This is a genomic window from Streptomyces sp. NPDC056503 (assembly GCF_042794995.1).
Classification (GTDB): domain Bacteria; phylum Actinomycetota; class Actinomycetes; order Streptomycetales; family Streptomycetaceae; genus Streptomyces.
Genome location: NZ_JBHTST010000143.1, coordinates 1 through 22474 on the forward strand (window position 1 = coordinate 1; position 22474 = coordinate 22474).

Genomic DNA, 22474 nt, shown 5'->3' on the forward strand with positions numbered 1-22474 from the left:
ACCTCCCCTGGAGGTCCGGGGCCTCGTCGCGTTCAGCCCCGCAGCAGGTCCAGGACCTTCGCGCCGAGCTCCAGGGCCTCGTCCGGCGAGTCGACCGACTGCTGGAGGTCGACGAAGCAGCCGTCGGCGCCGGTGGCGCGCACCCCGTCGAGGAGCGCGGCGATCGCGTCCGCCGTGGCGCCGGGGGCCGGGTTGCAGCGGATCTGGCGGCGCAGCGCCTCCGGGTCGCGGCCCGCCTCCCCGGCGGCGCGCCGCGCCACGTCCCACAGGGCCTCGGCCGCTCCGGGCGGCAGGACCGCGCCGACCCAGCCGGCGGCCCGGCGGCCGACCCGGCGCAGGGCGGCCGGGCTGAAGCCGCCGAGGTGGACGGGCGGTCCGGCGGGCTGGACGGGGCGGAGGCCCACGTACGCCTCGGGGACGGTCCAGTGGCGCCCCCGGTGGCCGAACTCCTCCTGGGTCCACATGGCCTGGAGGACGTCGAGGAGCTCGTCGAGGAGGGCGCCGCGACGGCCGAAGTCGGCGCCGACGGCCGTGTACTCGTCCCGCATCCAGCCGATGCCGAGACCGACGTCGAGGCGTCCGCCGCTGACCTGGTCGAGGGAGGTGAGGGAGCGGGCGAGCAGCACCGGCGGGTACCAGGGGCCGTTGAGGGTGCTCGTGCCGAGCCGGGCGCGGGAGGTCGCGCCGGCGGCGACGGTGAGCACCGTCAGCGGGTCGAGGAAGGTCCTGTACTGCCGGGGGTACGGGTTCTCCGGCGTGTGCCCCGGATAGAGGTCGCCGGGGGCGACGGGGGTCAGGGCGCGGTCGCCGACCCAGAACGAGTCGAAGCCCGCCTCCTCGGCGTCCCGCGCGAAGCCCGCGATGCGGTCGGCGCGGGCGTGGGTGCCGTACTGGGGCAGTGCGATGCCTATCTCCATGACCCTCATCCTGGGCGGCGGGAGGGCCCCCGACACGAAGGGTTCGGCGTGTGACCCCCGCCACGGGCACGTGCGTGCGCCGCGGGGCGGGGGCGCACCCGTCCGCGTCGCGCACGCGCGCGGGGAGGCGGCGGGAGGCGCGGCTACGCCGTCGCCGCTGCCGCCGCCCGGCCCGCCGCGCGGCCGGAGAAGACGCAGCCGCCGAGGAAGGTGCCTTCGAGGGAGCGGTAGCCGTGGACCCCGCCGCCGCCGAAGCCGGCGGCCTCGCCCGCCGCGTACAGGCCGGGGAGCGGTTCGCCGGTGTCGGTGAGGACGCGGGAGGAGAGGTCCGTCTGGAGGCCGCCGAGGGACTTGCGGGTGAGGATGTTGAGGCGGACGGCGATCAGCGGGCCGGCCTTCGGGTCGAGGATGCGGTGCGGCGCGGCGGTACGGATCAGGCGGTCGCCCAGGTAGCCGCGGGCGCCCCGGACCGCGGTGATCTGGAGGTCCTTGGTGAAGGGGTTGGCGACCTCGCGGTCGCGGGCCGTCACCTCGCGGCGGAGCGCGGCCTCGTCGACGAGGTCCTGGCCGGTGATCCGGTTCATGCCGCGGACCAGGGCCGACAGGTCGTCCTCGACGACGAAGTCGGCGCCCTTGTCCATGAACGCCTGGACGGGGCCGGGGACGTCGGCGCGGGCGCGGCCGAGGACGTCGCGGACGGACTTGCCGGTGAGGTCGGGGTTCTGTTCGGAGCCGGAGAGGGCGAACTCCTTGCCGATGATCCGCTTGTCGAGGACGAACCAGGTGTGGTCGTGGCCGGTCCGCATGATGTGTTCGAGGGTGCCGAGGGTGTCGAAGCCGGGGAAGAGCGGCACCGGGAGGCGCTTGCCGGTGGCGTCGAGCCAGAGGGAGGAGGGGCCGGGCAGGATGCGGATGCCGTGCTTGGCCCAGATGGGGTTCCAGTTCTCGATGCCCTCGGTGTAGTGCCACATCCGGTCGCGGTTGACGTGCCGGGCACCGGCCTTCTCCGCGATGCCGAGCATCAGGCCGTCGACGTGGGCGGGGACGCCGGAGAGCAGCTTCCCGGGCGGGGTGCCGAGGCGGGCGGGCCACTGGGAACGGACCAGGTCGTGGTTGCCGCCGATGCCGCCGGTGGTGACGATCACCGCCTGGGCCCTCAGCTCGAAGGAGCCGGTGGCGGTGCAGCCGCTGGCGGTGCCGCGCTCGGCGTCCGAGGGCTCCAGGATCTCGCCGGTGACCGTGTCGAGGGCTCCCGCCGTGCGGCCGAGGGAGGTGACGCGGTGGCGGAAGCGGAAGGTGACGAGGCCCCGGGCGACGCCTTCGCGGACCTTGCGCTCGAAGGGGGCGACGAGGCCGGGGCCCGTGCCCCAGGTGATGTGGAAGCGGGGGACGGAGTTGCCGTGGCCGTTGGCGTCGTAGCCGCCGCGCTCGGCCCAGCCGACGACGGGGAAGAAGCGGATCCCGCGCGCGTGGAGCCAGGAGCGCTTCTCGCCGGCGGCGAAGTCGACGTACGCCTCCGCCCAGCGGCGGGCCCACTCGTCCTCGGGGCGGTCGAAGCCGGCGGTGCCCATCCAGTCCTGGAGGGCGAGCGCGTGGCTGTCCCTGACGCGCAGCCGGCGCTGTTCGGGCGAGTCGACGAGGAAGAGCCCGCCGAAGGACCAGTGGGCCTGGCCGCCGAGGGACTGTTCGGGCTCCTGGTCCAGGAGGATCACGGACCGGCCGGCGTCGACCAGTTCGGCGGTGGCGACGAGACCGGCGAGGCCGGCCCCGATCACGATCACATCGGCGTCGTAGGGCATGGACCGCATCTTGGATACACGAATGTATCGAGTCAACCGTTCGCGCCTCGCGGAGCCCCTCCCGTTTTCTAATGCCGAGCATTAATATGAACGCATGGCAAGGACGTCAGGGCCCGAGACCCGGGACAAACTGATCCGCGCGGCCGAGGAACTCTTCGCCGCCCAGGGCGTCGACGGCGCCCAGCTGCGGGACATCACCCGGCTCGCCGGGCAGGCCAACCCGTCGGCCGTCCAGTACCACTTCGGCTCCCGCGGCGGGCTCCTCGACGCGGTCATGGCCGGCCGGCTGGCCCGTACCGAGCAGGTGCTCGTCTCCCTGCCGCGACGGGACGACGACGGGGTGCGCGAGCTGATCACGGCCCTCGTCACCGCCGAGTCGAGCGAGCTGCGCACCGAGCGCGGCCGCCGCTGCCTGCGGATCTCCGCGCAGCTCAGCCACGAGAGCGGCATCCGCGCCCGCACCCCGCACCCCACCCTGGCCGACACCGCCTACTGGGCGCTGATCGAGCGCCTCGCCGACCGCCTGGCCACCGACGGGCTGCCCGAGCCACTGCTCCTGGAGCGGCTGGACCTGGCCCTCACGGTGGTCGGCGCGGCGCTCGCCGACCGGGCCCGGCAGTACCTCGACGGCACGGAGCCGCTCACCGACGAGCCCCTCTTCCTCGCCGACCTCGTCGAGACCACCACCGCGCTTCTCCGGGCCGCGCGGCCCCGGAGGAACTGAACCACCGAGCACCACCCCGAAAGGACCCCCCATGAACGACCTCACCGGCAAGACCGTCCTCATCACCGGCGGCGCCCGCGGCCTGGGCGCCGAGGCGGCCCGCCAGGCCGTCGCCGCCGGGGCGAACGTGGTCGTCACCGACGTCCTCGACGAGGACGGCGCGGCGACCGCGGAGGCGCTGGGCGAGCGCGCCCGCTTCCTCCACCACGACGTCACCTCCGAGGAGGAGTGGGCGGCGGCCGTCGCCTACGCGGTCGCCGAGTTCGGCGGGCTGCACGGCCTGGTGAACAACGCCGGCATCTCCACCGGCGCCCTCCTGGAGACCGAGAGCGTCGAGCACTTCCGCAAGGTGCTGGACATCAACCTCACCGGCGTCTTCATCGGCATGAAGGCCGCGATACCGGCGATGAGGGAGGCGGGCGGCGGCTCCATCGTCAACATCTCCTCCGCGGCCGGTCTGATGGGCCTCGCCCTCACCGCCGGCTACGGCGCCTCCAAGTGGGGCGTCCGCGGCCTCACCAAGATCGGCGCGGTGGAGCTCGGCACGTCCCGGATCCGCGTCAACTCGGTCCACCCGGGCATGACCTACACCCCGATGACCGCCTCGGTCGGCATCCGGCGCGGCGAGGGCATGTACCCGAACACGCCGATGGGCCGGGTCGGCGAGGCCGACGAGATCGCCGGCGCGGTCGTCTTCCTGCTCTCCGACGCCGCCTCGTACGTGACGGGCGCCGAGCTCGCCGTGGACGGCGGCTGGACCACCGGCCCGACGGTCAAGTACGTCATGGGGCAGTGAACCCGCCGGGTCCGGCTGGTTGGATGGGGCGCATGAGCGCCTCCGAGGAAGTACTGGACGTCGTCGACGAGCGGGACCGGGTGATCGGGCGGGCCCCGCGCGGCGAGGTGTACGCGCGGGGTCTGACCCATCGCTGCACCTTCGTCCGGGTGCGGGACGCCGAGGGCCGGCTCTTCGTCCACCGCAGGACGGCCGGCAAGCTGGTCTTCCCGTCGATGTACGACCTCTTCGTCGGCGGGGTCGTCGGCGCCGGCGAGTCCTACGACGACGCGGCGCTGCGCGAGGCCGAGGAGGAGCTGGGGGTCTCCGGGCTGCCCCGGCCCGACTTCCTCTTCAAGTTCCTGTACGACTCCGGGGGCGTGGCCGGTCGGTGGTGGTCGTCCGTGTACGAGGTCCGCTGCGACCTGCCGGTGCGGCCGCAGGCCGAGGAGGTGGCCTGGCACGCCTTCCTGACCGAGGACGAGCTGCGCGAGCGGCTGCCCGGCGCGCCCGGGGCCTGGGAGTGGGTGCCGGACGGACTCGCCGCGTACGAGCGGCTGGTGGCGGAGGAGAGCCGCCGGCGACCGGGGCGGTAAGGCCGCCGACGGCCCGGCCGAGGCCGAGGGCGGCCGGGCGGTGGGGCCACCGGCGGACGGGACGGCGGGACGGCGGGTCACGGGGGGGGGCCGGACCGTGGGGCCGACGGCGGCGCGGCGGTGGGCCGACGGCGGCGGGGGCCGCGGGGCGGGCCGTTAGGGTGCCGGGGTGAGTCGATTCGTACAGAGCCTGCGGCTGTGGTTCGCGCCGCGGCGGATCCGGGACGAGGGCGAGACCCCCGACTACCGTTTCTCCCTCGCCAACGAGCGGACCTTCCTCGCCTGGATCCGGACGGCGCTCGCGCTCATCGGCGGCGGTTTCGCCGTCGACCAGTTCCTGCCGGACCTGCGCTGGGCGGTCCGGGTCGGGCTCTCGCTCGCCCTGCTGGCCGCCGGCGTGCTGTGCGCGCTGCGCGCGGTGAACCACTGGATCCGCTGCGAGCGGGCCATGCGCCGGGGCGAGGACCTGCCGGTCTCCCGCTTCCCGGCGGTGCTGAGCCTCACCGTGGCCGTGGTGGCGGTCGCGATGGTGGTGCTCGTGCTCTTCGGCCGGGCCGGCTAGTGGGCGGTCCCGCGGTCGGGTCCGCCCGGGCCGAGGCCCGCGACCCCGGGCTCCAGCCGGAGCGGACCCGGCTCGCCTGGCGGCGTACGACGCTGTCGTCCACGGTCGTGGCCGTGCTCGCGATCAAGCTGGCCCTCGTGGACGGCGGCACCGCGGCGGGGCTGACCGGTCTGGCCCTCTCCGCGCTGCTGTGGATCGGCTTCCTGGCCGTCGCCCACCGGCGGATCCGCGCCCTGGACGCCGCCCGGCCGGGGGTCCTCTCGGCGCGGGCCGCGCTGCTCGCCGCCGGCTGCACGGTGGCCCTGGCGGTGTGCGGGGCGGCCCTGATCTGGTGAGACCCGGGGCCGTGGGGGGCTCGGGGGCTACGGGACCGTGACGACGACCTTGCCCTGGAGGCCGCCCTCCGCGTTGGCCCGCTGCGCGTCGGCGGCCCGTTCCAGCGGGAAGGTCCTCGCCACCCGCACGTCCAGGATCCCCTCGTCGGCGAGGTCGGCGAGCGCGCCGAGGTCGGCGGCGTCCGGGCGGACCCAGAAGTAGCGGCCGCCGAGCGCCAGGGCCTCGCCGTCGGCGATGGAGGCGAGCCGCCCACCGGGGGCCAGCAGCTTCGCCGCGTGCCGGAGGAACGGTCCGCCGAGGGTGTCCAGGACGGCGTCCACACCGTGCGGGGCGAGCTCCCCGACCTGGTGGGCGAAGGTCCGCTCGTCGAAGAGCACCGGCTCGGCGCCGAGCTCCGCCACCCGCTCCCGGCCGGACTCGCGTACGGCGCCCAGGACCCGGCAGCCGAGGTGGCGGGCGATCTGCACGGCCATCGAGCCGACCCCGCCGGCCGCGGCGAGGACCAGGAGCGTCTCCCCCGGCCGCACCGAGAGCGCGGTGCGCAGGGCCTGATAGGCGGTGAGCCCGACCAGGGGCAGCCCGGCGGCCTCCTCGAAGGAGCAGGTGCGGGGCTTGCGGGCGAGGGTGCGGACGGGGGCGGCGACGTACTCGGCGAAGGTGCCGTGGGCGAGGAAGTCCTCCCTCACGTACCCCATGACCTCGTCGCCCTCCGCCCACTCGGTGACGGAGACGCCGGGCCGGACGACGACGCCGGAGACGTCCCAGCCGGGCACGACGGGGAAGACGGCGTCGATCATCCCGTCGAGGTAGCCGGCCTGCGCCTTCCAGTCGACCGGGTTGACGGCCGCGGCCCGCACCTTGACCAGGACCTCGTCGGGCCCCACCTTCGGATCGGGCAGCTCGCCGTACTCCAGGACCTCGGGGCCGCCGTAGCGGCGGTAACTGATCGCCTTCATGGCACCGACCCTCGGTGCGGGCGGAGCGCTCCGCAAGCCGGGTGGGGCGGTGGGGGAACGGACGGGCGGACGGTCCCCGGAAAAGGGCCCCCGGGCGGGTCCGTCGATGGCAGGCTTCCCCTGGTCCGCCGATCTCGCGGCTCCCGCCCGACCCGCCGGCCCCGCCGGCCCCGTTCGTCCTGTTCGTCCTGCCCGTCCTGTCGATCCGTCTTCCCGGGGGAACCCTGTGCCTGCCACCGACCCGTACGTGGTCACGCTCGCGCCGCACGTCCACGCCTACGTCCAGCCCGACGGCGGCTGGTGCCTGAACAACGCCGGTTTCCTCGGCGACGCGGGCGAGTCGCTGCTCGTCGACACCACCGCCACCGAGCGGCGCGCCCTGCTGCTGCGCGAGGCGGTGCTCGCGGCGGGGCTGCCGCTGCCGCGCACGATCGTGAACACCCACCACCACGGCGACCACACCTACGGGAACGGCGTCTTCCGGCCGGAGGCGCGGATCGTCGGGCACGAGAACTGCCGGACCGAGCAGCTGGCCGCCGGGCACCAGCTGCATCTGCTGTGGCCGCAGAACGACTTCGGCCGGGTCGAGATCACGCCGCCCGACCTCACCTACCGGGACCGGCTGACGGTGTACGCGGGCGGGATCGAGGTGCGGGTGCTGCACCCGGGGCCCGCGCACACCACCGGCGACTCGATCGTGCACCTGCCGGAGCAGGGCGTGGTCTTCACCGGGGACCTGGTCTTCCAGGGCGGGACGCCGTTCGTGCCGATGGGCACGGTGGCCGGTTCGCTGCGCGCGCTCGACCTGCTCCGGTCGCTGGACGCGGAGCGGGTGGTGCCGGGGCACGGGCCGGTGACGGACCCGACCGCGTACGACGCCACCGAGCGCTATCTGCGGTGGGTGGCGGAGCTGGCCGCCGAGGGGCACGCGAAGGGGGATCCGCCGCTGGAGACCGCGCGCCGGGCGGAGCCGGGCGAGTTCGGGGCGTGGCGGGAGAGCGAGCGCCTCGTGGCGAACCTGCACCGGGCGTACGCGGAGCTGGACGGGCTCCCGGAGGGGCACCCGCTCGACCCGGCGGCCGTCTTCGGCGACATGGCCGCGATGAACGGCGGGGTGCCGGTGGCCTGCCACGCCTGAGCGGGACCCGGCGCGGGCACGCGCGCGTGGGGAGGGTCGGGGGGTGCCCCCGGGCCCTCTCCGCGCGGGGGAGGGTCCGGCGTTTCGCCCGGGCCCTCCCCCCTTCTCCCCGCCCTTTCGAGGGCACCTCTGGACGACATACCGACTGGTCGGTCATCATGAACGACGACCGACCGACCCACCGGAGGTACGCCCGATGAGCCACGCCGCCCCGCCGCCCGGCCTCGATCCCGAGCGCCTGCGCCACCACCTGGACCGCGAGCGGCCGGGGCTGGTCGCCGGGCCCCTCGAAGCCCGGCTGATCGAAGGCGGCCGCTCCAACCTCACGTACCTCGTCACCGACGGCACCGACGGCTGGGTGGTGCGCCGCCCGCCGCTCGGCCACGTGCTGGCCACCGCGCACGACATGAAGCGCGAGCACCGGGTGATCAGCGCGCTCGGCGGGACCCCCGTGCCGGTGCCCCGCACGGTGCTGCTGTGCGAGGACGAGGAGGTGCTCGGCGCGCCCTTCTACGTGATGGAGTTCGTGGAGGGGACCCCGTACCGCTCCGCCTCCCAGCTGGCCCCGCTCGGCCCGGAGCGCACCCGGGCCGCCGTCCTCGGCCTGGTCGACACCCTGGTCGACCTGCACGCGGTGGAGCCGGAGGCCGTGGGTCTCGGCGACTTCGGCCGGCCGGAGGGCTTCCTCGACCGGCAGCTGCGCCGCTGGGGCAAGCAGCTCGACGCCTCCCGGGGCCGCGAGCTGCCCGGCATCGACGAGCTGCACGCCGCCCTCGGCCGCGCGCTGCCCGGCTCCCCCTCCGCCGGGGGGACCTCCGCCGCGCCGACCGTGGTGCACGGCGACTACCGGCTGGACAACGTCCTGGTCGGCGACGACGACCGGATCAAGGCGGTCCTCGACTGGGAGATGTCCACGCTCGGCGACCCGCTGACCGACCTGGGCCTGCTCGTCATGTACAGCACCCCGCTCGACCTGCCCGGCTCGCCGATCTCGACGACCGCGACCGCCGCCGGCCACCCCACCGCCGCCGAGCTGGTCGAGCGGTACGCCGCCCGCTCCGGCCGCGACGTCACCGCCCTCTCCTGGTACACGGCCTTCGCCTGGTTCAAGCTCGCCGTGATCCTGGAGGGCATCCACTACCGCTACACCCTCGGGCAGACCGTCGGCGCCGGCTTCGACCGCATCGGCGACCTCGTCCCCGTCTTCATCGAGCACGGCCTGACCACCCTTCAGGAGGGCTGAAACGCCATGGACTTCTCCTACGACGCCCGTACCGAGGAACTGCGCGCCCGGCTCCTCGCCTTCATGGACGAGCACGTGTACCCCGCCGAGGCCGTCGCCGAGGAGCAGCGGGCCGGGCTCGCCTCCCCCTGGGACGAGCCGCCGGTGGTGGCGGAGCTGAAGGCCGAGGCCAAGCGGCAGGGGCTGTGGAACCTCTTCCTGCCCGACGAGGAGTACGGGGCCGGGCTGACCAACCTCCAGTACGCCCCGCTCGCCGAGATCACCGGCCGCAGCCCGCAGCTCGCGCCCACCGCGCTCAACTGCGCGGCCCCGGACACCGGGAACATGGAGCTGCTCGCCCAGTTCGGCGACGAGGACCAGAAGAAGCGGTGGCTGGAGCCGCTGCTCGCCGGCGACATCCGGTCCGCCTTCGCGATGACCGAGCCGGAGGTGGCCTCCTCCGACGCGACCAACATCGAGACCCGCATCCGGCGGGACGGCGACTCCTACGTGGTCGACGGCCGCAAGTGGTACATCTCCGGGGCGATGAACCCCGACTGCGGGATCTTCATCGTGATGGGCAAGACCGACCCGGACGGGACGGACCTCCGCCGCCAGCAGTCGATGATCCTCGTGCCGCGCGACACCCCGGGCGTCGAGGTGCGCCGGGCGATGCGGGTGTACGGCTACGAGGACCACTACCACGGCGGTCACGCCGAGGTCGTCTTCGACGGGGTGCGGGTCCCGGCCGCGAACCTGATCGGCGAGGAGGGCGGCGGCTTCGCCATCGCCCAGGCCCGGCTCGGCCCCGGCCGCATCCACCACTGCATGCGGCTGATCGGCATGGCCGAGCGGGCGGTGGAGCTGATGTGCCGGCGGGCCGTCTCCCGGACCGCCTTCGGCAAGACGCTCGCCCAGCAGGGCGTGGTGCAGAACTGGATCGCGGACGCGCGGGTGACCATCGAGCAGCTGCGGCTGCTCGTCCTCAAGACGGCCTGGCTGATGGACACCGTGGGCAACAAGGGCGCCCACGCCGAGATCCAGGCCATCAAGATCGCCACCCCGCGCGCGGTGGTCGACATCGTCGACAAGGCGGTGCAGGCGCACGGCGCGGGCGGCGTCTCGCAGGACTTCCCGCTCGCCGAGCTGTGGGCGGCGGCGCGGACCCTGCGGCTCGCGGACGGACCGGACGAGGTGCACCAGCGGTCGCTGGCCCGCCGCGAGCTGAGGAAGTACCTGTAGGAACCGCCGGAGCCTACGGGCGCAGGGCCCGCAGCAGGAGGTCGGCGAGGTGGTCGGCGACCTCCTGCGGGGTCAGCGGGCCGTCCGGGCGGTACCACGTCGACAGGTGGTGCACGGAGCCGAAGTGGTAGTCCACGACGAGGTCGGCGGGCGTGGCGGAGGAGAAGACGCCCGCCCGCTGGCCTTCCTCCACGAGGGCGCGGAAGCGCTCGTGGTAGCGGCGGCGCTCGGCACGGACCTGCTTGTTCTTCTCCGGGCTCAGGTGGTGCATCGAGCGGAAGAAGATCGAGGCGTCGTCGAGGTTCTCGATGGTGGTGACGACGACGTCGGCGGCGGCGGAGCGCAGCCGCTCCTGGACGGGCGCGTCGGAGCCCGCGAAGTCGTCGAGCCGTTCCTGCTGGAGGCGGAGCACGCGCGCGTACACCTCCTGGAGGAGGTCCTCCTTGGAGCCGAAGTAGTGGTAGAGCGCGCCCTTGGTGACGCCCGCCGCCTCGACGATCTCCTGGACGGAGGTGCGGTCGTACCCCTGCTCGGCGAAGAGCCGGGTGGCGGCGGCGAGGAGCCTCTGGGGGACGGGAGAACCGTCCCCGTCCGTCGTCCTGGCCATGCTCCGCCGCCTTCCGGTCCGCTGCCCCGTCCCTGGCGTTCGGGGCCTGTCGTCGGTAGATCTTCCCATCCGTCGCCGGGTGCGCTACCGCGCGCCCGCCTCCCAGTGCCGCTGGATCTTGTTCATGCCGCCGAGCCAGCGCTCCGGGTCGTCCGCGCGGTGGCGGTAGAAGTCGGCGACCTCGGGGTGCGGCAGGACGAGGAAGCGGTCGGCCGCGATGGCGTCGAGGAGGGCGTCGGCGACCGCCTCGGGCTCCACGGCGGTGGGGGCGAGGACGAGGTCGCCGGCCGAGCCGGTCGCGGCGAGCATGTCGGTGCGGACGCCCTGGGGGCAGATGGCGTGCACCTTGAGGCCGCGGTGGCGGTAGGTGAGGGAGAGCCATTCGGCGAAGGCGTAGGCGCCGTGCTTGGAGACGCTGTACGGGGCCGCGCCGATCATGGTGAGCAGGCCGGCGGCCGAGACGGTGGAGACGAAGCGTCCGGTGCCGCGCTCCAGCCAGTCGGGGAGCAGGGCGCGGGCCGCGCGGACGTGGGCCATGACGTTGACGTCCCAGGCGGCGGCCCAGACGGCCTCGTCGGCGAAGGCGTCGCCGCCGGAGCCGAGTCCGGCGTTGGCGCACCAGACGTCGACGGTGCCGCCGAGGGCCTCGCGGGCCTCGTCGACGATCGCGGAGGCGTCGCCGGGGACGGCGAGGGCGCCGATCTCGCCGGCGACCGCCTGGGCGCGGAGCGGGTCGAGGTCGTTGACGACGACGCGGGCGCCTTCGGCGGCGAAGCGCCGGGCGAGGGCGGCGCCGATGCCGCCGCCCGCTCCGGTGACGACGACGCCGGCGCCCCGGAGCTCGTGCGTGCCCGCGTTCATGGACCCCTCCAGGTGGTTCGGCTCATGGTTCGGTGACAGCCGGTTCGGTGACAGCCGGTTCGGTGACAGCCGGTTCGGTGACAGCCGGTTCGGTGACAGCCGGTTCGGTGACAGCCGGTTCGGTGACAGCGGCAGACTAACCGGTCGGTATGGAGGGGTGGAAGACCCGCCGCCATCGGAGGGCGCCTTGCGCACGCCTCGTTCCCCCGGGCCGTCAGGAGCGCTAGCCTGCGTGCCCATGTCACGCATGAGGCGGATGAGCACGTCGAGGCGGGAGCGGTCATGAGGCGGATGAGCACGTCGGGGCGGGAGCGCGCACGAGCGGGGACGCGCACGAGGCGGGAGCGGGCATGAGGCGGACGAAGCTGTCGCGCCGGGGCCTGCTGGCCGCCGGAGGGGCGCTGGCCGTGTCGGCCGCCCCGGCCGCGGCCGCCCCCGGACGGGGGCACGCGCGCGTACGGACCGGTTTCGAGCGGCTGGCGGCGGACGGGTACACCCCGCTGGCCGGCGAGCGGGTCGGCGTCGTCACCAACCCGACCGGGATCACCCCCGACGCCCGGCACCTGGTGGACGTCATGCACGCCGACGAGCGGGTGGACCTGGTCGCCGTGTTCGGCCCCGAGCACGGCTTCCGGGGCACCGCCCAGGCGGGCGGATCGGAGGGCCGGTACGACGACCCCGCGACCGGACTGCCCGTCTACGACACGTACCTGAAGAGCGGTCAGCCGCTGGCGGACGTCTTCACCGCGTCCGGCGTCGACACCGTCGTCTTCGACATCCAGGACGCCGGCGCCCGCTTCTACACCTACATCTGGACGCTCTACGACTGCATGGTGGCGGCGGAGCTGGCCGGGAAGCGGTTCGTGGTCCTGGACCGGCCCAACCCGGTGAGCGGCCGGGCGGCCCTCGGCCCCGTCCTGGACCGGGCCTTCGCCACCTTCGTCGGCCGCGAGCCGATCGCCCAGGCGCACGGGATGACGGTCGCGGAGCTGGCCCTCCTCTTCAACGCCGAGTTCCTGGCCCGGCCGGTGGAGCTGGAGACGGTCCGGATGACGGGGTGGCGGCGGTCGGACTTCTTCGACGCCACGGGGCTCCCCTGGGTCCCGCCGAGCCCCAACATGCCGACGCCGGAAACCGCGCTCGTCTACTCCGGCACCTGCCTCTTCGAGGGCACCAACCTCTCCGAGGGCCGGGGCACCACCCGCCCCTTCGAACTCCTCGGCGCGGAGGGCGTCGACCGCCGCTGGGCGGAGGCGGCGAACGCCCTGGAGCTGCCCGGGGTCCGCTTCCGCGAGGCCTACTTCGCCCCGACCTTCTCCAAGTTCCAGGGCCGCACGGTCGGCGGGGTGCAGCTCCACGTCGACGACCGGGAGACCTTCGACCCGGTCCGGACCGGGATCGGGCTCCTGGTCACCGCCCGCGCCTCCTGGTCCGGCTTCGCCTGGCGGCCCGACCACTGGATCGACAAGCTCACCGGCTCCACCCGCGTCCGTACGCTCGTCGACTCCGGCGCCACGACGGACGAGGTCGTGGCGGCCTGGTCCGAGGACCTGGCCGCCTTCCGGGCGGTGCGGCGGGAGCATCTGCTGTACCGGTGACGGGCGGGTGTACCGGTGACGGGCGGGGCCGTCTCCCTGCCCGAGCGGGGGAGGCTCTCCGCCGCGCGCGAGGGTCCGGCCCCCTCCCTGTCGTCGATGCGGCCCGCTCCCCCTCCCCGTCGTCACGGCGCCCCGGTCCCCTTCCCGGCCGCCGGGGCGGCCCGGCCGCGCCGAGGTACGAACCGCCCGGAGAGGTCTGGGAACGGTCGGATTCGGGCATGCTGCCCAGGGGTTGCGGGACGCGGCCCCTGGGCGCTTCCTCGACGGGGAGGGACGGGCGGGCCGTGAGCGGGATGAGTGTGGATCCGTACCGGGAGATCGTCTTCGACAAGGACGGCGAGGGGCCCGCCGGGCAGGCCGCCGAACTGGTCGCGCTGGCGCGGCGCGGGGTGACCGACCTGGTGGTGTTCGCGCACGGGTGGAACAACTCCCCTTCCGGGGCGACCCTGCTGTACTCGGACTTCTTCGCGCCCTTCCCGGAGCTGCTGGCCCCGGGGGTGGAGGCGGGGTACGCGGGGATCGTGTGGCCTTCGATGATGTTCACGGACGATCCGGTTCCGGACTTCCGGGCGCTGGTGACGACGCTGCCGGAGAAGGAGCGGACGATCGTGCGGCTCACCGAGCTGCTGGAGCTCGCGCCGCCGCGGGAGGAGGCGTTCGCCGAGTTCGGCGCGCTGCTGCGGGAGCTGGCGGACGTCGGCGGGGAGGGGCTGCTCGACGGCGGCCGGGAGGGGCCGGTCGCGGACGACGGCGTACCGGCGTTCCTGACGGCGGATCCGCTGGAGACCTGCGCCCTCTTCGCGGACGCGGCCCGGGCGGCGGCGCCGGAGGCGCTCTTCGGCGACGGGTTCGGGCGGCTGTGGAAGGGCGGCCGGGAGGCGCTGCGGCAGGCCACGTACTACGTGATGAAGCGACGGGCGGGGCAGGTGGGCGAGCGGGGGCTCGGGCCGCTGCTCGCGGAGGTGGCGCGGGCGGCGCCGGGGCTGCGGGTGCATCTGGTGGGGCACAGCATGGGCGCCCGGCTCGTGGCGTACGCGCTGCGCGGGCTGCCGGGGGCGCTGCGGCCGGTCCGGTCGATGACGCTGCTCCAGGGGGCCTTCTCGCACTACGCGTTCGCGGCGCGGCTGCCGCACGCCCCGGACCGGTCGGGGGCGCTGAGGGACATGCAGCTGCGGGTGCGGGGGCCGGTGGTGGCCTGCCACTCGCGGCACGACACCGCGCTCGGGGTCGTGTACCCGCTGGCCTCCCGCGCGGCCCGCGACTCGGCGTCCCTGGCGGAGCCGCTGGGGCGGGCCGTGGCGCGCGACGCGCGGTGGGGGGCGATCGGCTGGGACGGCGTCCAGGGCGTGCCGGGGGCGGCGCGGCGGACGCTCGCGACGGTGCTGCGGGACGGGGTCCCGGCTTCGGGCTGCGTGAGCGTGGACGCGGCGGAGGCGGTCCGCTCGCACAGCGACGTGCGGCGGCCGGAGTTGGCCCGGGTGGTGGTCTCTGCGGCCCGGATCGGGCGCCGCTAGTCCCCACCCCGCCGACCTGCCCGGATCCCGGGGAGCGCACCGTCGCGTGGGCGCCACCGGGGTGGCGTGTTCTCGCCACGTAGGCGCTGCTCGGGGCCGGGGCGGAACACGGCGGCGCCGTCGTTCGTCCCTCTGGTACCGCGGATGCGCGAACGACCAGCGACGGAGGTGGCGAGCGATGGCCGGTTTCCGGAGTCTCGCGAGACAGGTGCGCGATCAGGGCTGCGACACGGCACTGCGCAGGTACGCGCTGCGCAAGTGCCTGGAGCGGTTCGCTCCCTATGGGCACCGGGCGACCTGGGACCACCTGTGCCAAAGGCACGGGTTCGGACCCGACGACCGGGAGCTCGATCCGGCGCGGCTGGTGGCCGCCCTGGAGGAACTGGAAGAGGCGCGGAAGGTCTGGCTGGCGTACGAGGAGGAGTTCGCCGCCCGGCGCCGGCGCGAGAAGCACGGGGGGCTGCGCGCCCTCGGGGCGCCGGACGACTGGCACCGGGACGTGTGGGGCGGCAACGGCGTGGTGCGGTGCGGCGATCCGGCCGTCCACCCGACGGACCCGCTGCCGCAGGTGGTGCGGCGGCTGGTCACGGCGCTGGAGCACGGCCCGGGCGAGGCCTGCCCGGTGTGCGCGGGGGCACGGATCGCGTGGACCGGCGGCCCCGGGGACGGGGGCTGGTACGGGCCGGTGTGCGCGGACTGCGGCGTCGAGATGCCGCGCGCGGTGCTCACCGCGGATGCCCTGGCCCGCGCCCGGGAGGTACGCGACCGCCCCCTGGTCCCGGCGGCGTGACCCGGCCCGGAAGGGCGGGGCGGGGGTCGCGGTGCTCCAGGCGGCGCTGAACGGCACGTGGGGGCCCGGGGAGTCGGCGGTGGTGCCGCGTGACCCGGCGGGGCTCGCCGGAGCCGCCGCGGACGCGGTGGCGGCGGGGGCGCGCGAGGTGCGGATCCGCCCCCGGACGCCCTGCGGCGGCGGTTCGCTCTCGCCCAGGGTGGTGGAGCCCGCGCTGACCGCGGTGCGGGGAGCCGTCCGCGTACCGGTCGTCGTGGCGGCGGACGCGTGGGCCGAGCCCGACCCGGAGCGGCGGTCGGCGCGGATACGGTCCTGGGAGACGCTTCCGGACCTGGCGTGGGTGGCCTGGCACGAGCCCGGTGCCGAGGAGACGGCCGCGGCGCTGCTGGCCCGCGGGGTGGCCGTGGAGGCGGGACTGCGGGCCGGCACGGCGGGCCCGGCCCTCTTCGCCCGCTCCCCTCTGGCGGCCCGGGTGCGCCGGATCGTGGCGGAGGTGCCCGACCCGGTCCGGACGACGGCTCCGAACACGGCGACGGGCTCCGCCGAGGCGAAGGACCCGAGCGCGCCGAAGGACCCGGCCGGAGCGACGGACCCGGCCCGGGCGACGGGCTCCGCCGAGGCGGCGGGCTTGACCTGGGCAGCGGACCCGGCCTGGGCGGCGGGCCCGGCCGGGGGCGTGGAGGCGTGGGCCCGGGCGCTGGCCGGCGGTTCGGTGCCCGTCCTGTTGTGCGGGACCGGCGCGGCGGCCTGGCCGTCGCTGCGGCTGGCCCGGCGGCTCGGTCTGGCCGGCCGGATCGGCCTGGAGGACACGCTGTACCTGCCGGACGGCACCCGCGCCCGTTCCTCGGCGGAGCAGGTGCGGGCCGCGTCTGCCGGTCTCCGCTAGGAGTCCTGGTCCTCGCGGCGCAGCGGCATCAGCCGGGAGCCGGCCATGCGCTCGCCGAAGGCGTCGTCGGGGTTGGAGAGCACGCACGTCTCCAGGGAGAGGCAGCCGCAGCCGATGCAGTCCGACAGGTGGTCGCGGAGCCGACCGAGCTGCTTGATGCGGTCGTCGAGCTCGGTGCGCCAGGCGGCGGAGAGCCGGGACCAGTCCTCTCGGGTCGGGGTGCGCTCCTCGGGCAGCTCGGAGAGGGCCTCGCGGATGGTGGCGAGCGGGATGCCGACGCGCTGGGCGGCGCGGATGAAGGCGACCCGGCGCAGCGCGTCGCGCCCGTAGCGGCGCTGGTTTCCGGTGGTGCGGCGGCTGCCGATGAGCCCCTTGGCCTCGTAGAAGTGGAGGGCGGAGACGGCGGCGCCGCTGCGGGCGGAGAGCTGACCGACGGTGAGCTCGTGGATCTTCTCGGGAATCTGCGGCACCCCTCGAACCCTACTGGTCCGTTGACACGGCGACCCTCACCCCACATGCTGAGCAAGCGCTTAGACACAAACCGTTTGGTATGTCGTACGAGAAGGGACCAGGCACATGGCCGAGCCGAGGATCTTCACCTCCGCCGAGGAGCTGCGCGCGGGGGTCGGCGAGCAGCTGGGACACAGCGACTGGCTGGAGATCGACCAGAAGCGGATCGACCTCTTCGCCGACGCCACCGGCGACCACCAGTGGATCCACGTGGACCCGGAGCGCGCCGCCGAGGGCCCCTTCGGCGCGACGATCGCGCACGGCTACCTGACCCTCTCGCTGCTGCCGCTGTTCGTGCCGCAGGTGCTGCGGGTCGAGGGCATGAAGATGGGCCTGAACTACGGCACGGAGAAGGTGCGCTTCCCCGCCACGGTCCCGGTCGGCTCGCGGCTGCGCGCCACGGCGGTGCTGACGAAGGTGGAGGAGGCCGGCGGCGGTGTGCAGGTCACCGCGAAGGTGACCGTGGAGCGCGAGGGCGGCGACAAGCCGGTCTGCGTCGCCGAGTCGGTCTCGCGCTACTACTTCTGAGCCGGCCGGGCCCTCCGTCGCTACGGAGCCCGGTGGCCCACCATGCGGAGGACGAGGTCGGCGTAGAGCGCGCCGACCTCGTCGGGCGTCCGGCGGCCCTCGGGGTTGAACCAGCGGGCGACGTCGATGCAGAGCGAGAGGACGGCGACGGTGGTGCCGGCCACGTCGGCCTGGTCGAACTCGCCGGCCGCCACGCCCTCCTCGATGATCCGGCGCACGCTCGCGTCGGTCTCCCGGCGCAGCTCCACGATCTCGGCACGGTGCTCCGGACCGAGGGCGTCCAGCTCGTACTGGACGACCCGGGCCGTGGTGTGGTGCTCGGCGTGCCAGCGGACGAAGGAGCGCACGGCCTCGGCGAGCCGCTGGGCCGCGGCGCCCTCGCGGGTCTCGGCGGCCCGGAGGATCTCCAGGGCCTTGTCGTGACCGATGCGGCTGATCCGGTGGAGCAGCTCTTCCTTGGTCTTGTAGTGGATGTAGAGCGCGGCCGGGCTCATGCCGGCCCGCCCGGCGATGTCCCGGGTGGTGGTCGCGTGGTAGCCGCGTTCGGCGAAGGCCTCGACGGCCGCGACCAGCAGCCTCCGGGCGGCCTCGGGCGTGACCTCGCCCCAGGGCACGTCCTCGCCCTCGGGCGTCTGCTCCGCCGCGCTCATCCCACACTCCTCCTCGGACCGGTCAGGACGAACACCATACAACGAAGCTGAGCAAGCGCTTAGAGCTGTCCGGGGTTCGGGGCCGCTCAGAGCTTCTGCTGGAAGGGGTCGTGCTCGGCGAGGAGCTTCTCCAGACGGGCCTGGTCGACCCGGCTGACGATCCGGTCCGACTCCTGCCGGTCGCGGACCACCTTGGCGAGGGTGAAGGCCGAGGTCGTGAGGTAGAGGACGGAGACCGCGAGGAAGGCCCGCACCCAGGCGCTGGCCTCCAGCTGGTAGATCCCGATGGCGACGGCCGCGAGGGCGATCGCGAAGGAGATGACGGCCTGGGCGTGGTAGGCGTTGGTGTTCTGCTGCTTGACCTGTGACTCGCTCATGGGGACAGCTTCGGGCGGATGTGGCGGGTGCCACATCCGCCCGGGTACTCAGGCCCCCTGGGGTCGCGGGCTCAGAAGGCGGAGACCCCCGTGAGCGCCCGCCCGATGATGAGCTTCTGGATCTGGCTGGTGCCCTCGTAGAGGGTCATCACGCGGGCGTCCCGGAGCAGCTTGCCGACGGGGTACTCGTCGATGTAGCCGTAGCCGCCGAAGACCTGGAGGGCGTTGTTGGCGCAGCGGACGGCGGCCTCGGAGGCGTACAGCTTGGCCTTCGAGGCGGCGGTGGCGAACTCCTCGCCGCGGTCGATCAGGTCGGCCACCCGCCAGGTCAGCAGCCGGGCCGCGTCCACGTCGACGGAGATGTCGCTGAGGAGTTCCTGCACGAGCTGGTACGAGGCGATGGACTTGCCGAACTGCTCGCGCTCCCCCGCGTAGCGGACGGCGGCGTCGAGGGCGGCCTGGGCGATGCCGACGCAGCCGGCGGCGACCGACATCCGGCCCTTGGCGAGGGCGGACATGGCGACGGCGAAGCCCCTCCCCTCGGGGCCGAGCATCGCGGAGGCCGGGACGCGCACGCCCTCCAGGGCGAGTTCGGCGGTGGCCTGGCCCCGCAGGCCCAGCTTGCCGTGGACGGTCCGGCGGGTCAGGCCGGGGGTGTCGGTGGGGACGAGGAAGGCGGAGACGCCCCGGCGGCCGGGGGTGTCGTTCGTCCGCGCGAAGAGCAGGACGACATCGGCCCAGGTGCCGTTGGTGATGAACATCTTGGAGCCGTCGATGACGTAGTCGCCGCCGTCGCGCACGGCCCGGGTGCTCAGGTTCCCCGCGTCGGATCCGGTGCCGGGCTCGGTGAGGCCGAAGCAGCCGAGGGCCTCGCCGGAGGCGAGCCGGGGCAGCCAGGCCCGCTTCTGCTCCTCGGTGCCCCAGGAGGCGAGGGTCTTGGCGACCAGGCCGAGGGAGACGGAGACGATCCCGCGCACGGAGGAGTCGCCGCGCCCCAGCTCCTCGGTGACGAGGCAGTAGGCGAGGTGGTCGCCGCCCGAACCGCCGTACTCCTCGGGAATCGTGAGCCCGAGGAAGCCGACGGCGCCGAGCTTCTTCACGATGCCCCGGTCCACCTCCTCGGCGCGGTCCCACGCGACGACGTGCGGGGTGACCTCGCGGGCGACGAAGTCCTCGGCGAGCCGGCGTACGTCCTGCTGCTCCTCGCTCAGCGCCAGATCCACGGTGCCACCTCACCCATCTCTTTAATTACCACTGCTAGTTTTATTGGTGCGGCCTACTATGTGCGCCATGGCCCGACCGCGCAAGCCCCTGCTCAGCCGAGACCGCATCGTCGAGAAGGCGGGCGAGCTCGTGGACACGGAGGGCCTGGCCGCCCTCTCGACCAGGCGGCTCGCGGCGGAACTCGGGGTGAGCGGCCCCTCGCTCTACAACCACTTCCGCACCAAGGACGAGATCCTGGACGCGGTCGCGGACGCGGTGAGCGCCAAGATCGACCTGTCGATGTTCGAGCCGGACGACCCCCGCGACTGGCGCACCGCCCTGTACGACTGGGCGCTCTCCTACCGGGCCGCCCTCACCGACCACCCGCACATCGTCCCGGTCCTCGCCCAGGGCCCCGGCCGCCGTCCGGCCGGCCTCAAGGTCGCCGACGCGGTCTTCGGCGCGATGGTCAGGGCCGGCTGGCCGCCCGCCCAGGCCACCCACATCGGCGCCCTGATGCGGTACTTCGTCACCGGCTCGGCCCTCGGCTCCTTCGCGCGCGGCTTCGTCGACGACGAGACGGCGTACGACCCCGCCGACTACCCCCACCTCGGCCAGGCCCACCGGCTCGCGGAGCACCGCGAGAAGGTCGACGAGGGCGCCTTCGCGACCGGCCTGCGCGCGCTGCTCGACGGTCTGGGGGCGCAGTACGAGCGGGACGCCCACGCTTCGGACGCGGCCGAAGCGTGAGCGGGGGATGCTGGACCGATGGGAGCCAGTGAACTCGCCGCCTTCGCGGCGCTCTTCGCGGAGGAGAGCCGGGCCTCGATGGTGCTCGCCCTGCTCGACGGACGCGCCTGGACCGCCGGGGAGCTGGCCCGGCACGCGCGCGTGGCGCCGTCCACCGCGACCGAACACCTGGGGAAGCTCGTCGCGGGCGGGGTGCTCACCGAGGAACGGCAGGGCCGGCACCGGTACGTACGGCTCGCGGGACCCGCGATGGCGCACCTGGTGGAGGAGCTCGCCGGCCTCGCCGGGCCGGGCGCGGACGGGGCGCCCCGGTCGCTGGCCGCGGTGAGCGCCGGGCGGGCGATGGCCCGGGGCCGCACCTGCTACGACCATCTCGCCGGGCGGCTCGGGATCGCGGTCGCCGACGCGCTGACCGCGCGCGGGCTGCTGCGCCAGGACACCGGCTTCGCGCTCACGGACGAGGGCCTGGAGTGGTTCGCGCGCCTCGGCATCCCCCTCGTACGGAAGGGACGGCGGCCGCTGGCGCGCGGCTGCCTGGACTGGACCGAGCGCCGTCCCCACCTCGCGGGCCTCGCGGGCGCGGCCCTCTGCGCACACGCGCTGGACAGCGGCTGGTGCGTCCGGATCGGCTCCGAGCGGGCGGTGAGGGTCACCCCGGCCGGGGAACGGGCACTGCGGCGCGAACTCGGGATCGAGGCGGACGCGGTGCGGTGAGCCGCGGCGGGGGCGCGGGGGGCCGGGCACGCGGGCCTGCGGGGCTGGGCGCACGGGCCTGCGAGGTGGGCGGGCGCGGGCCTGGGAGGTGGGCGGCCGGGGCCGCGGACACGCGGGGGGGCGGGCCGGAGGGGCCGTGCGGGATATTGCGGTGTGGGCCGAAGGGTGGGCGCCCTACCTTCTGGGTATGCCGAAATCCGCCTCCTCCGCCCGGCTCGCGCTCGCCGCCGCCGGGGTCACCGTCGTCCTGTGGGCGTCCGCCTTCGTCTCCATCCGCAGCGCCGGGGACGCGTACTCCCCCGGCGCGCTCGCCCTCGGGCGGCTGCTCGCCGGGGCGCTGGTCCTCGGGGCCGTCCTCCTGATCCGGCGCGAGGGAGTGCCGCCCCGGGCCGCCTGGCCGGGGATCCTCGTCTCCGGACTGCTCTGGTTCGGGGTGTACATGGTGGTCCTGAACTGGGGCGAGCAGGAGGTCGACGCCGGTACGGCCGCCATGCTCGTCAACATCGGACCGATCCTGATCGCCCTGCTCGGCGCCCGCTTCCTGGGCGAGCGGCTGCCGCCGCGGCTGCTGGCCGGCATGGCGGTGTCCTTCGCGGGCGCGGTGGCCGTGGGCCTGTCGATGTCCGGCGAGGACGGCCACGCCTCGGTGCTGGGCGTCGTGCTCTGCCTGCTGGCGGCGGTGGCGTACGCGGGCGGCGTCGTGGCGCAGAAGCCGGCGCTGGCCCACGCGAGCGCGCTCCAGGTGACGACCTTCGGCTGCGCGATCGGCGCCGCCGCGTGCCTCCCCTTCGCCGGACAGCTGGTGACGGAGGCGGCGCGGGCGCCGCTGTCGGCGACCGCGAACATGGTCTACCTCGGGGTGTTCCCGACCGCGCTCGCCTTCACGACCTGGGCGTACGCGCTGGCACGGACGACCGCGGGGCGGATGGGCGCGACCACCTACGCGGTCCCGGCCCTGGTGGTCCTGATGGCCTGGGCGCTGCTCGGCGAGCTGCCGGGGGCGCTGACCCTGGTGGGCGGCGTGCTGTGCCTGGCGGGGGTGGCGGTGTCCCGGTCCCGTGCCCGCGTCTCCGCCGCCCCGGCGTCGGGTACGGCCGCCGGCGTGGAGGAGGCCGCGGGCGACCGCCGCCGGTGAGGCGCCGGTCCGCCCGGCGGGGCCCCGAGGGCCCGCACGGCCGTGTCGGGCACGGCGGCGGCCGGCGGCGGGACGGACTCGTCC

At 74.9% G+C, this 22474-nt stretch carries 25 protein-coding genes; 16 read left to right on the forward strand and 9 right to left on the reverse strand.

All coding sequences use genetic code 11. From position 1 onward, the window contains the following. Positions 1–32: 32 nt before the first annotated feature. Together ACFQ8C_RS30815 and ACFQ8C_RS30820 are read right to left on the reverse strand one after the other, a co-directional pair. Positions 33–917 (reverse strand): TIGR03619 family F420-dependent LLM class oxidoreductase, encoded by an 885-nt coding sequence (locus ACFQ8C_RS30815; RefSeq protein ID WP_383463826.1) that lies wholly within the window; start codon positions 915–917, stop codon positions 33–35. Between the two features lie 143 nt (positions 918–1060). Further along, positions 1061–2716 carry an FAD-binding dehydrogenase gene (locus ACFQ8C_RS30820; RefSeq protein WP_383463829.1) on the reverse strand — a complete coding sequence of 552 codons (1656 nt, stop codon included), beginning with the start codon at positions 2714–2716 and terminating at the stop codon, positions 1061–1063. Positions 2717–2810: 94 nt separating this feature from the next. Here ACFQ8C_RS30820 and ACFQ8C_RS30825 point away from each other — a divergent pair, with 94 nt between their 5' ends. The 5 genes from ACFQ8C_RS30825 to ACFQ8C_RS30845 all read left to right on the forward strand — a co-directional run bounded on the left by ACFQ8C_RS30825 (position 2811) and on the right by ACFQ8C_RS30845 (position 5708). After that, complete coding sequence (locus ACFQ8C_RS30825; RefSeq protein ID WP_383463832.1) at positions 2811–3440, forward strand: TetR/AcrR family transcriptional regulator; 630 nt, start codon at positions 2811–2813, stop codon at positions 3438–3440. A 31-nt stretch (positions 3441–3471) separates the two neighbouring features. After that, entirely contained in the window at positions 3472–4236 is a 765-nt protein-coding gene (locus ACFQ8C_RS30830; protein ID WP_383463835.1) for a glucose 1-dehydrogenase, read from the forward strand. A 32-nt stretch (positions 4237–4268) separates the two neighbouring features. Further along, a complete protein-coding gene (locus ACFQ8C_RS30835; RefSeq protein WP_383463836.1) occupies positions 4269–4811 on the forward strand; it encodes an NUDIX hydrolase in 543 nt (180 codons plus the stop codon). A 169-nt stretch (positions 4812–4980) separates the two neighbouring features. Then, the gene (locus tag ACFQ8C_RS30840; protein ID WP_383463839.1) at positions 4981–5373 is read left to right on the forward strand and encodes a YidH family protein; all 393 of its coding nucleotides are present in this window, start codon (positions 4981–4983) and stop codon (positions 5371–5373) included. After that, positions 5373–5708 carry a DUF202 domain-containing protein gene (locus tag ACFQ8C_RS30845; RefSeq protein WP_383463842.1) on the forward strand — a complete coding sequence of 112 codons (336 nt, stop codon included), beginning with the start codon at positions 5373–5375 and terminating at the stop codon, positions 5706–5708. Before ACFQ8C_RS30840 ends, ACFQ8C_RS30845 begins: the two co-directional genes overlap by 1 nt. A gap of 27 nt (positions 5709–5735) precedes the next feature. Here the strand turns inward: ACFQ8C_RS30845 and ACFQ8C_RS30850 are convergent, their stop codons facing one another. Then, positions 5736–6665: an NADP-dependent oxidoreductase gene (locus tag ACFQ8C_RS30850; RefSeq protein ID WP_383463845.1), complete on the reverse strand. Its 930-nt coding sequence runs from the start codon at positions 6663–6665 to the stop codon at positions 5736–5738. Positions 6666–6891: 226 nt separating this feature from the next. On the opposite strand from ACFQ8C_RS30850, the gene ACFQ8C_RS30855 reads away from it, so the two are divergent. The 3 genes from ACFQ8C_RS30855 to ACFQ8C_RS30865 all read left to right on the forward strand — a co-directional run bounded on the left by ACFQ8C_RS30855 (position 6892) and on the right by ACFQ8C_RS30865 (position 10267). Then, a complete protein-coding gene (locus tag ACFQ8C_RS30855; RefSeq protein WP_383463848.1) occupies positions 6892–7803 on the forward strand; it encodes an MBL fold metallo-hydrolase in 912 nt (303 codons plus the stop codon). A gap of 196 nt (positions 7804–7999) precedes the next feature. Beyond that, a complete protein-coding gene (locus tag ACFQ8C_RS30860) occupies positions 8000–9046 on the forward strand; it encodes a phosphotransferase family protein (RefSeq protein ID WP_383463850.1) in 1047 nt (348 codons plus the stop codon). A gap of 6 nt (positions 9047–9052) precedes the next feature. Further along, on the forward strand, positions 9053–10267 hold the full coding sequence (locus ACFQ8C_RS30865; protein WP_383463853.1) for an acyl-CoA dehydrogenase family protein: 1215 nt from the start codon (positions 9053–9055) through the stop codon (positions 10265–10267). Positions 10268–10280: 13 nt separating this feature from the next. Here ACFQ8C_RS30865 and ACFQ8C_RS30870 read toward each other — a convergent pair whose 3' ends face one another. Together ACFQ8C_RS30870 and ACFQ8C_RS30875 are read right to left on the reverse strand one after the other, a co-directional pair. Continuing rightward, complete coding sequence (locus ACFQ8C_RS30870) at positions 10281–10874, reverse strand: TetR/AcrR family transcriptional regulator (protein ID WP_383463856.1); 594 nt, start codon at positions 10872–10874, stop codon at positions 10281–10283. Between the two features lie 84 nt (positions 10875–10958). Beyond that, positions 10959–11735, reverse strand: a complete 777-nt coding sequence (locus ACFQ8C_RS30875) for an SDR family oxidoreductase (RefSeq protein ID WP_383463859.1) — start codon at positions 11733–11735, stop codon at positions 10959–10961. 350 nt (positions 11736–12085) lie between these two features. Between ACFQ8C_RS30875 and ACFQ8C_RS30880 the strand changes: the two genes are divergently transcribed. The 4 genes from ACFQ8C_RS30880 (at position 12086) to ACFQ8C_RS30895 (ending at position 16523) form a co-directional block, all read left to right on the forward strand. Next, on the forward strand, positions 12086–13333 hold the full coding sequence (locus ACFQ8C_RS30880) for an exo-beta-N-acetylmuramidase NamZ domain-containing protein (RefSeq protein WP_383463861.1): 1248 nt from the start codon (positions 12086–12088) through the stop codon (positions 13331–13333). Positions 13334–13626: 293 nt separating this feature from the next. Continuing rightward, on the forward strand, positions 13627–14847 hold the full coding sequence (locus ACFQ8C_RS30885) for a serine-threonine protein kinase (protein WP_383463888.1): 1221 nt from the start codon (positions 13627–13629) through the stop codon (positions 14845–14847). Between the two features lie 178 nt (positions 14848–15025). Then, positions 15026–15637, forward strand: coding sequence for a hypothetical protein (locus ACFQ8C_RS30890; protein ID WP_383463864.1), 612 nt, complete (start codon positions 15026–15028; stop codon positions 15635–15637). A 79-nt stretch (positions 15638–15716) separates the two neighbouring features. After that, positions 15717–16523, forward strand: coding sequence for a 3-keto-5-aminohexanoate cleavage protein (locus tag ACFQ8C_RS30895; protein WP_383463867.1), 807 nt, complete (start codon positions 15717–15719; stop codon positions 16521–16523). Here the strand turns inward: ACFQ8C_RS30895 and soxR are convergent. Next, on the reverse strand, positions 16520–16993 hold the full coding sequence (soxR, locus tag ACFQ8C_RS30900) for a redox-sensitive transcriptional activator SoxR (RefSeq protein WP_383463870.1): 474 nt from the start codon (positions 16991–16993) through the stop codon (positions 16520–16522). The genes ACFQ8C_RS30895 and soxR overlap by 4 nt on opposite strands. A 106-nt stretch (positions 16994–17099) precedes the next feature. Here soxR and ACFQ8C_RS30905 point away from each other — a divergent pair, with 106 nt between their 5' ends. After that, positions 17100–17561: a MaoC family dehydratase gene (locus tag ACFQ8C_RS30905; protein WP_383463873.1), complete on the forward strand. Its 462-nt coding sequence runs from the start codon at positions 17100–17102 to the stop codon at positions 17559–17561. Positions 17562–17581: 20 nt separating this feature from the next. Here the strand turns inward: ACFQ8C_RS30905 and ACFQ8C_RS30910 are convergent, their stop codons facing one another. The 3 genes from ACFQ8C_RS30910 to ACFQ8C_RS30920 all read right to left on the reverse strand — a co-directional run bounded on the left by ACFQ8C_RS30910 (position 17582) and on the right by ACFQ8C_RS30920 (position 19811). After that, a complete protein-coding gene (locus tag ACFQ8C_RS30910) occupies positions 17582–18211 on the reverse strand; it encodes a TetR/AcrR family transcriptional regulator (RefSeq protein ID WP_383463876.1) in 630 nt (209 codons plus the stop codon). An 86-nt stretch (positions 18212–18297) separates the two neighbouring features. Then, the gene (locus tag ACFQ8C_RS30915; RefSeq protein ID WP_169092536.1) at positions 18298–18588 is read right to left on the reverse strand and encodes a YiaA/YiaB family inner membrane protein; all 291 of its coding nucleotides are present in this window, start codon (positions 18586–18588) and stop codon (positions 18298–18300) included. Between the two features lie 71 nt (positions 18589–18659). Continuing rightward, positions 18660–19811 (reverse strand): acyl-CoA dehydrogenase family protein, encoded by a 1152-nt coding sequence (locus ACFQ8C_RS30920; protein ID WP_383463879.1) that lies wholly within the window; start codon positions 19809–19811, stop codon positions 18660–18662. A gap of 67 nt (positions 19812–19878) precedes the next feature. Here ACFQ8C_RS30920 and ACFQ8C_RS30925 point away from each other — a divergent pair, with 67 nt between their 5' ends. From ACFQ8C_RS30925 to ACFQ8C_RS30935, 3 genes are all read left to right on the forward strand, one after another. Further along, positions 19879–20541: a TetR/AcrR family transcriptional regulator gene (locus ACFQ8C_RS30925; RefSeq protein ID WP_383463882.1), complete on the forward strand. Its 663-nt coding sequence runs from the start codon at positions 19879–19881 to the stop codon at positions 20539–20541. A gap of 18 nt (positions 20542–20559) precedes the next feature. Beyond that, positions 20560–21255 (forward strand): ArsR/SmtB family transcription factor, encoded by a 696-nt coding sequence (locus tag ACFQ8C_RS30930; RefSeq protein WP_383463883.1) that lies wholly within the window; start codon positions 20560–20562, stop codon positions 21253–21255. A 187-nt stretch (positions 21256–21442) separates the two neighbouring features. Next, positions 21443–22390, forward strand: a complete 948-nt coding sequence (locus tag ACFQ8C_RS30935) for a DMT family transporter (RefSeq protein ID WP_383463886.1) — start codon at positions 21443–21445, stop codon at positions 22388–22390. Positions 22391–22474 lie beyond the last annotated feature (84 nt).